This is a genomic window from Trinickia acidisoli (genome assembly GCF_017315725.1).
Taxonomy (GTDB): Bacteria; Pseudomonadota; Gammaproteobacteria; order Burkholderiales; family Burkholderiaceae; genus Trinickia; species Trinickia acidisoli.
In genome coordinates, this window is the sequence record NZ_JAFLRG010000002.1 from 176,681 (window position 1) to 189,102 (window position 12,422).

7 protein-coding genes and 4 pseudogenes are annotated in these 12,422 nt (G+C 58.7%); 1 reads left to right on the forward strand and 10 read right to left on the reverse strand.

All coding sequences use genetic code 11. From position 1 onward, the window contains the following. Positions 1-38: 38 nt before the first annotated feature. On the reverse strand, positions 39-1,697 hold the full coding sequence (locus J3485_RS29575; protein WP_374192450.1) for an ankyrin repeat domain-containing protein: 1,659 nt from the start codon (positions 1,695-1,697) through the stop codon (positions 39-41). Between the two features lie 652 nt (positions 1,698-2,349). Next, positions 2,350-2,697 (reverse strand): annotated as a pseudogene (locus tag J3485_RS19400) (integrase core domain-containing protein); the annotation flags it as partial. 121 nt (positions 2,698-2,818) lie between these two features. On the opposite strand from J3485_RS19400, the gene J3485_RS19405 reads away from it, so the two are divergent. Then, positions 2,819-4,300: an IS5 family transposase gene (locus tag J3485_RS19405; protein ID WP_242538851.1), complete on the forward strand. Its 1,482-nt coding sequence runs from the start codon at positions 2,819-2,821 to the stop codon at positions 4,298-4,300. Here J3485_RS19405 and J3485_RS19410 read toward each other — a convergent pair. From J3485_RS19410 to J3485_RS19445, 8 genes and pseudogenes are all read right to left on the reverse strand, one after another. Continuing rightward, a pseudogene (locus J3485_RS19410) lies at positions 4,295-4,597 on the reverse strand (DDE-type integrase/transposase/recombinase); the annotation flags it as partial. The gene J3485_RS19405 and the pseudogene J3485_RS19410 overlap by 6 nt on opposite strands. Positions 4,598-4,677: 80 nt before the next feature. Next, on the reverse strand, positions 4,678-5,055 hold the full coding sequence (locus J3485_RS29660) for a group II intron maturase-specific domain-containing protein (RefSeq protein WP_242538992.1): 378 nt from the start codon (positions 5,053-5,055) through the stop codon (positions 4,678-4,680). 199 nt (positions 5,056-5,254) lie between these two features. Then, a pseudogene (locus J3485_RS29665) lies at positions 5,255-6,196 on the reverse strand (reverse transcriptase domain-containing protein); the annotation flags it as partial. A 680-nt stretch (positions 6,197-6,876) separates the two neighbouring features. Beyond that, positions 6,877-7,817, reverse strand: a pseudogene (locus tag J3485_RS29020) (transposase); the annotation flags it as partial. 1,647 nt (positions 7,818-9,464) lie between these two features. After that, positions 9,465-9,701 carry a hypothetical protein gene (locus tag J3485_RS19430; RefSeq protein WP_242538852.1) on the reverse strand — a complete coding sequence of 79 codons (237 nt, stop codon included), beginning with the start codon at positions 9,699-9,701 and terminating at the stop codon, positions 9,465-9,467. 61 nt (positions 9,702-9,762) lie between these two features. Further along, positions 9,763-9,912: a hypothetical protein gene (locus J3485_RS19435; protein ID WP_206955988.1), complete on the reverse strand. Its 150-nt coding sequence runs from the start codon at positions 9,910-9,912 to the stop codon at positions 9,763-9,765. Positions 9,913-10,279: 367 nt separating this feature from the next. After that, entirely contained in the window at positions 10,280-11,692 is a 1,413-nt protein-coding gene (locus tag J3485_RS19440) for a hypothetical protein (RefSeq protein WP_206955989.1), read from the reverse strand. A 71-nt stretch (positions 11,693-11,763) separates the two neighbouring features. Beyond that, positions 11,764-12,414: a hypothetical protein gene (locus J3485_RS19445; RefSeq protein ID WP_206955990.1), complete on the reverse strand. Its 651-nt coding sequence runs from the start codon at positions 12,412-12,414 to the stop codon at positions 11,764-11,766. Positions 12,415-12,422 lie beyond the last annotated feature (8 nt).

Consider the following 12,422-nt stretch of genomic DNA (forward strand, 5'->3'; position numbering starts at 1 on the left):
TAACAGTCCATTGGAATCTCTGCAGATGTCAGAACGCGTCACCTTTTTGCCCCGGGCGCTGCCGGCAACGGTGTCGCCGCGCGTGGGGGAGAAGGGGGAACCGCTAGCTTCTGCTGAGCCTCTTGCAGCGATCGGATCACCTCGCTATGCCCACACGCCGTTGCTATGTCCAGAGCGGTAAGCCCTGCTTGATTTTTCGCGCCCAGATCGGGCTCGCACGAGAGCAACAGAACGACTACATCATGCATGCCCTTCGCTGCCGCGATGTGCAGGGGGGTCTCTCCTCTTTGGTTCTGCACGTCCACGTCAGCGTCCGCGGCGAGTAGATCCCTGACCTCGACTTCATTGTCGGCGGCTGCGGCTCGGTGCAGGGCGGTGTTTCCTTCCGCGTCCTTCACATCTACGGCGGCGCCCGCTTCGTACAGCGCATCGAGGGCACCAATTTCTGTTGGATCTGCTTGAGGCGCGGCAGGTACACCACATTGTCTAAGCGCATCGCTCAGTGGGGGCAAAGGACGTGGCGCTGATCCTGGCGCAGGGGGTACTAATCGACGTCTCTTAGCGTGATGTTCAGTATCATGGAGTGGACCCGTCGTCGACAAATCTGTTTGTAGCTGATCAGTAGTGGAATATTCCGGCCCCGATGCTGCGCGCGGGCGCTCCGCCTGTCTGCGCAAGTGCCTCGCCACGCTCCACAGGCAGTTTGCTTCGCGCTGCTGGTCAGCCGCTCTGCAATGGACTGCCGGTGGGATATCCGGCGTTTCAATGACATTTTTACAGGCAAAGTGAGCAGTATGAAAGTGCACCAACGCATTAGCCCACCTCCCTTCGGTCAAGTTATAGATTCCTAGCGCGTGCTCTCTACAGGCCAGTGCGAGCGAAGTATACCCTTGGGCCTCGGTACGCTGCGGTAGCGGCAGATGCTGCGCGGCAGCAATGGCTTCAAAAGTCTCGTGTGCACAGTGATAGTGCTGTACCGCGTCGCGGAAGTTTGCGACTACGTAAAGATGGTCCCCTTGTGTGAGTGCTGTCAGACCCCTCTGCACCTCGGCATCAGGCACGTGCGGTGGCCCATCAGGGGATGCAGCGGTTTCTTCGGGCCCATGATGGGCATCGGTACCCGGAGGTGGTGCTATACCGGCGACGCCTACGGCTGCGGCAGCTGGGCGAACCTGGGCGTTTGTCTGATCGATTAGTGCCCGGGCTGCGTCGCATAGCTCAGGAGGCGCGTGTCGCACTTGTGCGGCTCTGGCCCAGTATTTGACCGCTTCTTCGCGACACGCTGCTTGCGTACCAAACTCCTGTTTTCCCAAAGCGATGTCGCTACGTGTGAGCCATGTGTAGCCACGCGACATGTGCGCCCGCGCAGCCGCTTCGGCACAAATGTTCTTAGGCACCTCTTTGCCGCGGCGGCCTAAATGACTAACGTTCGCAAATGAAGATTCCGCCCAGCGAAAGTGGTCCTCTGCGGCGTGCAACGGCTTCTTTTTTTGCAACACATCTAGTCCGAGTGCGTAGTGCTTGTAGCCATCTGCCATGCGCACATGCATAGTTTGCTCGGAGGTAGCCGCGTATGCCTCGCGCGCAGTATGAAACTGCGCCGCCGCCTCGTGCGGCTGCCCTGCCCGCAGGCACTCTAGACCACGCGCATACGCTGCATGGCCTGGTAGTAATGGTAAATCGGGGGGTGTTGACATAATTATTACCGGCTAATGTTCGATGGGGTCCCCCATATGGGTTGGGGACGCGAGGCATGGTTCAGTTGGGCATTACACTCGAGGCAGATAATTAATCGCTTTGCCAGTGCGGCTTCGATCATTTTCACGGTATCGCGGAAATCGTGCGTGCGTTCTGAACCACACGTACAAAGCCTGGTGTTTGCGCATCGAATCCGGCTTTCTGGGCAACCCCATATGCAATGATCTGATCGCTGGCGATCCGGGAATTCGGCTCGCCAAGACTCTGCATCACTGGCCCATACACGTTCCGTACGGTCACGGATCGCTGTTTACTGCTCGCGTCGGGGTGTCGGGCGGTTGCCCTGTAGATCGTCAACTACTTCGGCCGGTCGTGGAAAGACCATTTGTTTCGGCACAGTCCAGCCGCTCGATTTGATCTGGGTCCGGGCAGGTCAATCGAAACGGTCTGCCAGAGACAACTGGCCAGTTACGAGGCGCGGGTCGTGACATACGCTGTCGCACACCGCGGTTACGTACCTTCCGAACTGGAGGGCGGCCGTGCATTGGTTGGGGCGCGGAAAGAAGAGATCGCCTAGGCATTAGAGGCGTATATCCGGCGAGCCCTTACACCGCCGCTTTCGGTGTTTGTCAACGTAGTTGTCGCGTCGCTTCACGCGCACTGCTTTAGTTCAGCTCGGGGCGTACGCTCCGGATTGAGCCAGACCTCGTCCTTCAATTCCCAATTGCGAGTCGAGCGAGACCAACGGTGCGGGTTGCTCGCCTTGGCCTGCGCGTAGACGGCATCGCGTTGCGCCAACACGGCGGTGGCGACGCCGTTATGACGCTGCGCCGGCGTGACGAATTTCAGGGCGCTGTGCTTGTGCTCGTGGTTGTACCAACGCACGAACTGCTGCGTCCAAGCACGCGCAGCGTCGAGGCTCGCGAATGCTTTGCGCGGGTAGTCGGGCCGGTACTTGCAGGTGCGGAACAGCGCCTCGGCGTACGGGTTGTCGTTAGTCGGCCCTGCATAAGGTAGGCGAGGCAAGCGCAGCAGGGCGTTGGAGGAAGATCACGATTTAGCGAACTCCCAGAATCGATTTTGATCTGATTGGTTTTCTGGGAGTTTGCGAGCTACGCCGATGAGCACGCCCGACTTTTTCCGCAGCCGACTGGACACGATGATCGACCTTCGTCACCCCCTGGCGGTGTTGGCCACGCGCATGCCGTGGGCATCCATAGAAGCGGCGCTCGCGCCTATGTTTGAGCGCCGTGCTCGTGAAGGTCGTGTCCTGGAAGGCTCGGATCTGTTCGGCGCGACGGCGGTACTGGCTGGCAGCGGCCCGAGCGCGGCAGGCCGCCCTCGATTGCCGATTCGCTTGATGGCGGGGCTGCTGTACCTGAAGCATGCGTACAACGAGAGCGACGACTCGGTGTGCGAGCGCTGGGCGCAAGACGTGTACTTCCAATTCTTCTGCGGCGAGGAGTACTTTCAAGCGCGCATGCCCTGCGATCCGACCAACCTCGTTCGCTTTCGGCAAGCCTTGGGCGAGGCCGGTGTCGAGGAGTTGCTGGCGACGACGATTGCCGCGGCGACGCAAATGAAGGCGATCACCCCGGCCGAATTCGAGCGGGTGATCGTCGACAGCACGGTTCAAGAGAAGGCGATCGCCTATCCGACCGACAGCCGGTTGCTCGAGGTGGCTCGGATCAAACTGGTGTGCCTGGCGCAGCGCGCGGGTTTGGTGCTCAAGCAAACGTATCAGCGTGAAGGCAAGCGGCTGCGCCGGCGCGCTGGCGGCTACGCACATGCCAAGCAGTTCAAGCGCCTTCGTCGAGTGCTCAAACGCCAGCGTACCGTGCTGGGCCGCGTGTTACGCGACATCGAACGCAAGATGTCCGAACTCTCGCACGAACGACAAACGTCATTGCGGGTTTGGCTGGAGCGGGCGTGGCGAATCTGCCGTCAACGCCCAAAGGATAAGAACAAGCTGTACGCCTTGCACGCGCCGGAAGCAGAGTGCATTGGCAAAGGCAAAGCACGACAGCCGTATGAGTTCGGCATCAAGGTCAGCTTGGCGATCACCGAGCGGCATGGCTTGATCGTCGGCGCGCGGGCGTTCCCGGGCAATCCGTATGACGGGCACGTGCTGGCCGAACAATTGGAACAGACTTCGATCCTGCTGCAAGAGGCGCAAGGTACACCGCGCGTGAAGACGGTGCTGACCGATCTGGGCTATCGCGGCGTGGACGCCGACATTGCACCGGTGCAACTGGTCCATCGCGGCAAGAGCAAGACGCTTTCGAACAGGCAACGGCGCTGGTTAAAACGCAGGCAGGCCATCGAACCGATCATCGGGCACGTGAAGCACGATCACGGCATGCGCCGCTGCTGGCTCAAGGGGCAAACGGGCGACGCCGTGCATGCCGTGCTGTGCGCGGCCGGCTACAACCTGCGTTGGTTGCTGCGAGCCATTGCTCGTTTGGGCCTGAAGGCCTTTTATGCGCTCGCCGCTTTGCTCGGCACCGAGAAGTTCACGAAACGCCAATCACGCGGCTCCCACAAATCCTTCACGCTGTGGGCCGAGCGCTGGCGCCAAACATCCCATCGCTGGGCGCACTGAATTTTGCAGGGCCGACTCGTTACTCACGCGCGGTCGACTGAACGAAGCCACCACGCCCAGGTTTTCCAACGTGGCGAGCATCGTCGCGCCCTTCATCGCGCTGCCGTTGTCCGAATGCAGCACCAGCGGTTGTCCCGCCAAGCCCTCGGCCAAGCTCGTGCGCCGCATGAGCAACGCGGCAAGCTCAGCCGATTCGGCCTCGTGCACTTCGTGGCCGACGATCTTGCGGCTGAACACGTCCAGCACCATGTACCAGTAGTAATACTTGCCCTTGATCGCCGCAGGCAGTGGAGTAAGAGGCAGGGCGTAGTCGAACTATCTCCCGGCCTCTCCTCCCCGAACCGGACTTGCACCTCTCAGCGCATCCGGCTCTCCGTTCAAGCGTTGCTCATAGCAAAGGCGACATCGGGATAGCGCGACTCGATGGTGTTCCGGGTCTCATCGCGCATGATGTACGGATTTTCCGACGGCGTACGCCACCTGAATTGACCCTTCCGACTGGTAACGAGACGCCGAAGCGCCACCGCCCCATACCAACCTCGACTGTTTTGGCCTTGCAGCACCCATGTCGTTGCCTGTCCCGGCTCTGGTGCCCGGATGTAGTCTCGCATCAGCGACGTGAATCTGCGCCGATACCTTCGCGCGAGCCAATGTCCGAATTTCCAGAAGATCGTGCGATCTAGTTTGCTGAACATGGTGGCCGTGAAGTCGGTGTATTGGTAGAAGGCAGCCCAGCCAGCGATCTGCCGATTCAGGCTTTTCCATCAAGTCCATCCGGTTCATGCCGTAGTTGCCCGACAGTTGTTTGACTAACCGCTCGGCAAAGCCCCGATACTTCTCCCACGGAATGGTCGTCACCGGCCGCATGCGGCCACGTGGTCCGCGCTTGCGGATGATGCGGTGACCGAGGAAGACGAAGCCGTCGTTCACGTGTGTGATATGGGTCTTCTCCATATTCAGCGTGAGCTTCAGTTCGCCTTCGAGGAACTCACGGCATGCTTCACGCACTGCCTCTGCATGTTCACGAGTTCCCTTGACCACGATCACGAAGTCATCTGCATACCGACAGTAGGCGATAGCTGGTTTCCACTGCCGGTTTTCTCGAACAGCAATCGGACGCTGCTTGAGAATCGCGAAGTTCCACGCCCACCGATCCTTCCGCACCTTCTTGCTTAGATAGTTCCTTTCCATCCACGCATCGAATTCGTGCAGCATGATGTTGGATAGAAGCGGCGAGATGACACCGCCCTGAGGAACGCCTTCACTCGCGGCTCGAAACAGATCGCGATCAACGCAGCCTGCCTTGATGAACCTCCAGAGCAGGGCAAGGAAGCGCTGGTCGGCGATTCGCTTGCGGATTCCCTTCAGAAGCAAACGATGGTGAACGGTATCGAAGTAGCTGGCGAGGTCGCCCTCGATGACCCAGCGTCCGGCGACACTTTGTTCACCACCATCCTGCAACTGAAGTTTCACCGTGCGAATCGCGTGATGCACGCTTCGGGCAGGCCTGAAGCCATGTGAAGCCGGATGGAAATCACTCTCCCATATCGGTTCCATCGCCATCAGCATAGCCCGTTGCACGATCCGATCCCGTAGGCTCGGAATGCCGAGTGGTCTGAGCTTGCCGTTCGCTTTCGGTATATACACGCGTCGTGCGGGCAGCGGACTATACGAGCCCGCCAACAGCTCTTCGCGTATCGTCGCCAGTTCATGCTGGAGATTCGCTTCCAGCATGTGCTTGTCGACGCCATCCACGCCCGGCGTGCGGGCACCGCTGGAGACCAGCGTAATACGAGCCGCTTCACTCAGCCAGTCCCTGTCGGCAATCAGTCGCAGGAGTCGATCGAACTTGCGCTCTTTATTCTCCGTCGACCAAGTCGCCAGTTTGCTTTGCATTTCACTGATTATCAAAGGTCTTCACCTCTCTACGGTCAGTTAATTAACCAAGCAAACCACTTCAACTGCCTCCCTTCGCCATGTGATCGGCTTTCCCGACCTCGGACTACTACGGAAGCTCCGCCAGCCTGCACGTCATCGGGGGCACACTCCCTTGGCATCCGTGCAGACCTTCCCCAGTTCACATGCTGGACTCATCGCATGGGCGAGGTTGCCTGTCGCAGTCTTTATCCTTGCTTGCCGCAAGTCGTCGCGAACATCGCGTTCTAGCTGCGCGCTCCCCGTGATTCCGTGCTGTCTGGCATACATGTCCACTCAGCAGTCGTGTCGCCAGCCTTTGGATGTGGCCGGTGACAGTTCGCGCCCTGCCTGTTAAGCGGTGTAGACAGGGGTGACATTTCAACCCTCAGATGCGGTTTAACAGGTTCGTGTTCCTCAACCGTCCCATGCTCAGCCTAGAGACTCATCTTGGCGTATCCGCTTCGCCGCAAGCCCCGTTTCCTACGGACTACGTCACCTTGCCAGTGTCGGCAAGTCACCGCCGCTTCGGCTCACTTCCTCTCGCAGCAGAGGAAGGGCATGCCCCGGTACTACAACGTCGACTCCTCCGGGTACTGCATTCCAAACATGCTCAAGCAGCTTCACCCCCATACGGGCGGGCTACGCTGGCTGGGCGTACTCCAGGTGATGTCCCAAGACCACAGTTGATTCGGCGCCTTCGCGCAATGACTGGTGACCACATGTCGAGAAGGTTGGCGCGCACGGCCTCGGCGGTGCTGCTGCGAAGCGTCGCGCAACACACGGTAAAAGCTCGATTCCGACGCGAGGTACACGCCGCGGTCGGCGAGACTCGGCACGATCTGACTGGGCGGCAAGCTCGCGAACTCGGCGCTATTGGCCACCTCCAGAATCTGCCGCCGCTCGGCCTCGCTCAACTTGTTACGCGGCTCCGGCCGATTGGCCGTGCTGCGGCCGTCGGCGCGTGCAGCGTCGCCGTCACCAACCCAGCGCTGGAACGTGCGCGCACTCAGGCCCAGCTCTGCGCACGCCTTGTGCAAGCGGCAACCCGAGCCCACCGCCTCGCGAATCAACGATATGCATAACAGGCGATCCGGGACGTTGATCAGTCGTCCTCTTGTTCTCCCCAGATCGCCTGGACTTTTTTTCGAAGTACAAGCAGCGCCGCTGCTTCCGCCAGCGCCTTCTCCTTGCGATGCAACTCCTTCTCGAGTTGCTTGATGCGCTGCTTGTCTTCTTTGGACTGTTGACGTTGCTCGCGCGCCTGCTCGGCAGCATTGGCGTTGGCGGCCACACACGAGGCCCGCCATGCGGTGATCTGCTCGGGATACAGGCCCTTGCGCCGGCAATACTCGGCCAGCTCCGCTGCGTTCAGCGGGGCAGTTTCCAATACAACGGCAAACTTGTCTTCCGAAGACCATCCTTCGGCATTCTTCCCGTCGCCCGGCACGGCCAATCCCTTTCCTTTCGCCTCGCGGCGCCACACGTACAACGTTTGTTCGGTGATTCCCGTTTCTCGCGCTAGCGCGGATACCGGCACATTTTCCGGCGGCATCATACGACGCACCAGGGCTTCTTTTCGTTCTGCTGAGTAGGCTTTCATTCATGCCGATTCTACCGCCCCCGGACCTCGTCTAAGATTCAGACGACACGACAGCTAGTCTGACGCCGGGGGCTTTGGGGCTAGAACCACCTTGCGCCGCGCGCGAAGTCTGGGCGCGGTAGGGGCAAGACGAGGCCAGGTTGCCGCTTGTCGAACGAAAGACGCCGAAAGCTAGTTCAACAATCGGTATGGCATACGTTGATGACGCGCGCATACACTAACAAGTAAGTCCAAAGTGAGAACTAGCGCACTCGAGAGTTGCTGAGGAGCTTTGTCCTATGGGGTCGACAGTTAACTACGGATGTGGGCTAAGCGCGAATTATTCGTCTCGTATCGACAACGGGGATTACGGTGGCGCATTGTTGTGGGCGAACCAGGAATTTTTATCGAATCAGTGGTCGACCCAGCAGTGGCCTTCTTATGTTGGGTCATACGACCTGGCATGCGCCGCTTTTTGTGGAGCTTGGCCTTCTCTAGTCGCTAGCAATCCAGGCTATGCGCCTGCGGCGCCCGTACCTTGTGCTGCTTGGAACGCCGCCCCCGAGCAAGACAGCTTTTACGGAGCTTGGCCTAATCCAGGCTATGCGCCTGCGGCGCCCGTACCTTGTGCTGCTTGGAACGCCGCCCCCGAGCAAGACAGCTTTTACGGAGCTTGGCCTAATCCAGGCTATGCGCCTGCGGCGCCCGTACCTTGTGCTGCTTGGAACGCCGCCCCCGAGCAAGACAGCTTTTACGGAGCTTGGCCTAATCCAGGCTATGCGCCTGCGGCGCCCGTACCTTGTGCTGCTTGGAACGCCGCCCCCGAGCAAGACAGCTTTTACGGAGCTTGGCCTAATCCAGGCTATGCGCCTGCGGCGCCCGTACCTTGTGCTGCTTGGAACGCCGCCCCCGAGCAAGACAGCTTTTACGGAGCTTGGCCTAATCCAGGCTATGCGCCTGCGGCGCCCGTACCTTGTGCTGCTTGGAACACCGCGATGATGGGGCCGCACAACGTGGGTTGTGCGAGCGATTGCGCGCCGCAGACGGAATGGCATTCTCCTCAGGGTGCTGAGAGCTTGACTACAGCGGTCGCCTCGGCTGGGGCGGCTGCGGTGCAGCCTTCCGTAGGGGCTGGGCTGTGTGCCGGCGACACAAGCCCCCGGGGCGTCCCCAGCAAGGTGCCCGCGTGCCATGGACAGATCGAGGGGGCGCAATGGGAAGAGGGTGTCAGCCAGGACCCAGGTCCCTCCTTGGTCGTCTCCCGTCCTCCGTTCGGTACCGGGACTGAGCTTGGCGGACGCAGTGATGATTGTGGGCCGAAAGTGCGAGTGGTGCCGGTAGATGAGATACACAAAATTGATCGCTCTACGTATAAAATAGGGTCGTACCCGACTGTCATATATCAGCAGACCCCTGAGTTGCGTCGGGCTTTGGAAGCAGGAGACGCAGACGTCGGCTTTTTTGCCCACGACTGCAACGATCCCGTGACAACGAAGGCGGGACAGCCACCGGGGGCTGCGAGGCCTGGGAGCGCTGCGCCATCGCCACGCACACCGGTCGTGACGCCCCGTGCTGCTCGATAGGATTCCGCCCAATCGGGTGCGAATGCTCTCGAACAAAGTCTTCGACGTGTAGTTGAAGCGCGGCTTTGTTCGGAAGGGTGTGCGTTCAATTAGTTGCGGACGCAACTATATAATCTTGACGCAAACGGCCTTGCCGAAGCTGTTCCACAGGTTCGCGAGATTCGCGATAATCACGCCCTCGCGCTACTGTGAGGCGAGGCTTCAGGAGCCGCGCGCCAATATAACGCTTGGTCCGCGAGATCTGCGCCTCGCCCAGGGCGCGCTTGACACAGCCGTATTTGTTCTGAAACGCATGGATGCCTTTCTCCTTAATGTAGCCCATGATCTGATCGTGCCAACGTGTGGTCAGCTGGTTGCGAACAATGGCATTCGAGGTGGTGGAATCACCGGCAGCACGCCGCAGCTTGCGCGATGTTGTAGCACGCGTTGTTGGTGATCACGCAGTCGACGCTCGCTTTGACTGCCAACACGCTCCCCATGGCAGCTTCATCCGGGACGTCGTTCTCGGTCACCGCGATCGCGTGCATATTCATGTCCGGATCGATCGACAGATGAACCTTGCCCTAGGGCATGCGGCTCGCGTTGTGGCCATACTTCTGATGACGCCAATCGTTAGTCCGATCGAAATTCATCCCAGTGCTGTCAACGATTAGGCTGATCCGTCGCCTTTGGCCAAGCGCTCGCTGAGCGAAGCGAGGCACGGGAATGCTTCGTCGGTTTTCAGTCTGGTTTTGTAAGGTATCGAAAGCCCATGGGGCAGATAGCTCGATTCAATCTTTCTATCCGCCCCCAATCCGTCGATTGCATACCCTTCCGAACAAAAACCAAACAGGGGCAAGGTCAGATCGCATCAACTATGAAGGGAAGCAGAGAGTGGTTTTGTCATATCACTGTGCCTCTTCAATGCCCAAATGCAACCCAGTACATTGGGTAACCGGAATCAGATACGTTTGCTGAGGGAGATGGCCTTGTTCCAACAATCGCAAGCGATGTATCGTAAACGTAACCATATGGAACATCAGTGTAAGTACCTTCGGACTCAGCGCTGAGCACCAACGAGTCAACATTATTCGGGAACGGCGGATTGAAAACGATCTCTCTGTTAGTTATCCCGCAGTTGCAATCGTTAACACCAGGAACAAATCCCCACTCCTCAATCAACCCATTGGAAAATTGCACGTAATTGTTAGATGAGGCAACGATGCCGCTAACAGCTTGCCAGATGTTGCTCTGGCATGTGAGCAGGTTGCCGTTTGAGTCGGTTGCAACTTGGCCAGGGCCACCGCAGCCCAAGCCAGACACTGCGGATGTTGGGAGCTGGACCGTGCCGTTAAAGGTTGCCATGCTTCCCACGGTTAAGTTTTGCGAGACGTTTGCGAAGGTTGTGTTGGCCGTGCCGTTAACGGTGCCGTTGTTGGTGGTGTCGACCGTGCCGCCGTAGGTGTTGACACCGCCACCGAAAGTGTTAACGCTGCCGCCGTTGATAGTATTGACGTTGCCTCCGATATCGGCGTCGCCGAAGGTGGAAAGGCTGCCAATCGTGGCAGTGCCGGTTACACTCGCATTGCCGGAGGCATTGACGGTAGTAGCGCTGAGCGTGCCAACATCCGTGATGTTATGGGTGTTCGCATTCATGTCTCCTTGAAGCGCACGCGAACCATCGAGCTCGTAGAACATTGTCGTATCCACATACCCAATGGTTCCGCTGCCTGCTTTTATCATCAACTGGCCTGGTAAGTTGTTCGGATCCGCTGCCGTCCACGCTCCGCCATACGACACAAACTCGATGTTATTGTTGCCGACAACTTCCGACTGGGCAGCGTTGAGCCCGGCTGCCATTACCGCGTAGGAAAGAATATTGTTGCTAACCTGGCCATTGACCAGATATTGATTGTTGGAGGTGATAGCTGCCTGGAGCTGGCATCCGCTGGCGCCGAGGCCGTTGCAATTGACCGGCGTGATCGATACCGAGAAGGTCAGATTCGACGGATTCGTTTGGGTGTAACCAGCCGGCATAAAGCCGTTGTTTTGTAGATCGCTGACTAACGGCGCTAGAGGATTGTTGTTGGTAAGCGTAATTGCATTGAGGGACGGATTTTTTATTGTTTGCGGGTTCACCCCATTTAGCTGGTTCACGATCGCGCCGCTGTTCACAGTGAGGTATTCGTTCACCGCTTGTTGCAGTTCGAACATGTATTGCCCGGTTGCGGCCGCCTGGGCGGCCTCAGCTGCGTGGACTGCCTGCGTGTCGGCTTGAACGATTGCGATCGCCCCTATGCTCATGGCGAGCATTGCATCGATAATCATGGGCATATCAGATTCTCCCCGTAAAAACAAAAAACACGCATCGATCCGCGATGCTTAACAAACTCGCCAACTGTGACTTACGACGCGCGAAGGACGACGATGGTATTGTTTTCATCGAGACAGTTCATCAGTTGCGGACTGAATGCCTGGTTAAGACCCTTGACCAGGACGCCGTTAACAGTCACGGATCCGGAGGCGTTTTGGACAGCTGTCGTGAAGTTTTTGCATTCGTTCTGGTCTAGTCCCGTGAGCGTATATTCACCGGAGTCATCGGCGCCTTGGAGGGTGCCAGGACTAACAGTCAGCGTACCGGCCGCACCGACAGTGAGAGGGATATTTCCGCCGCCCAAGTCGTTCCACGAGGTGTAGCCCTTGAATAGTCCTGCACTGTCGGCGTTGACGGTAGTGAAGGTGGCCCAGTTGCCCTGGAAGGTTTGGCCGGCGTCAGCCGCCAGCGCCGTGAAATCCTTGATCAACGCCTGAGAGTTGCTTTGCTCGTTTCCGCGCAAGTAGGTTGCAACGGATATAGCGAGGACGGCAGCGGCAAGCAATGACCAAAACAGGTATTCGCCCGTCGTCGCACCGGCTTGCCGACGCATCGAGCGACGATTGACATGGCGGCCGTGCTGTAGATGACTGGCCCGGTGCGTCGTGCGATCCGACGTTTGGTCGTTCATGTCGACGCTTTGAGCGCTAGCCTCTTGGGCTTGATGATTATGTTGTTGCATGGTTTTGC

What these genes read in the sequence shown, in the direction of transcription:
- J3485_RS29575 (WP_374192450.1), bottom strand. Translation starts at nt 1,697, where the DNA reads ATGTCAACACCCCCCGATTTACCATTACTACCAGGCCATGCAGCGTAT.
- J3485_RS19405 (WP_242538851.1), top strand. Translation starts at nt 2,819, where the DNA reads ATGAGCACGCCCGACTTTTTCCGCAGCCGACTGGACACGATGATCGAC.
- J3485_RS19430 (WP_242538852.1), bottom strand. Translation starts at nt 9,701, where the DNA reads ATGGGCTACATTAAGGAGAAAGGCATCCATGCGTTTCAGAACAAATAC.
- J3485_RS19435 (WP_206955988.1), bottom strand. Translation starts at nt 9,912, where the DNA reads ATGAATATGCACGCGATCGCGGTGACCGAGAACGACGTCCCGGATGAA.
- J3485_RS19440 (WP_206955989.1), bottom strand. Translation starts at nt 11,692, where the DNA reads ATGCCCATGATTATCGATGCAATGCTCGCCATGAGCATAGGGGCGATC.
- J3485_RS19445 (WP_206955990.1), bottom strand. Translation starts at nt 12,414, where the DNA reads ATGCAACAACATAATCATCAAGCCCAAGAGGCTAGCGCTCAAAGCGTC.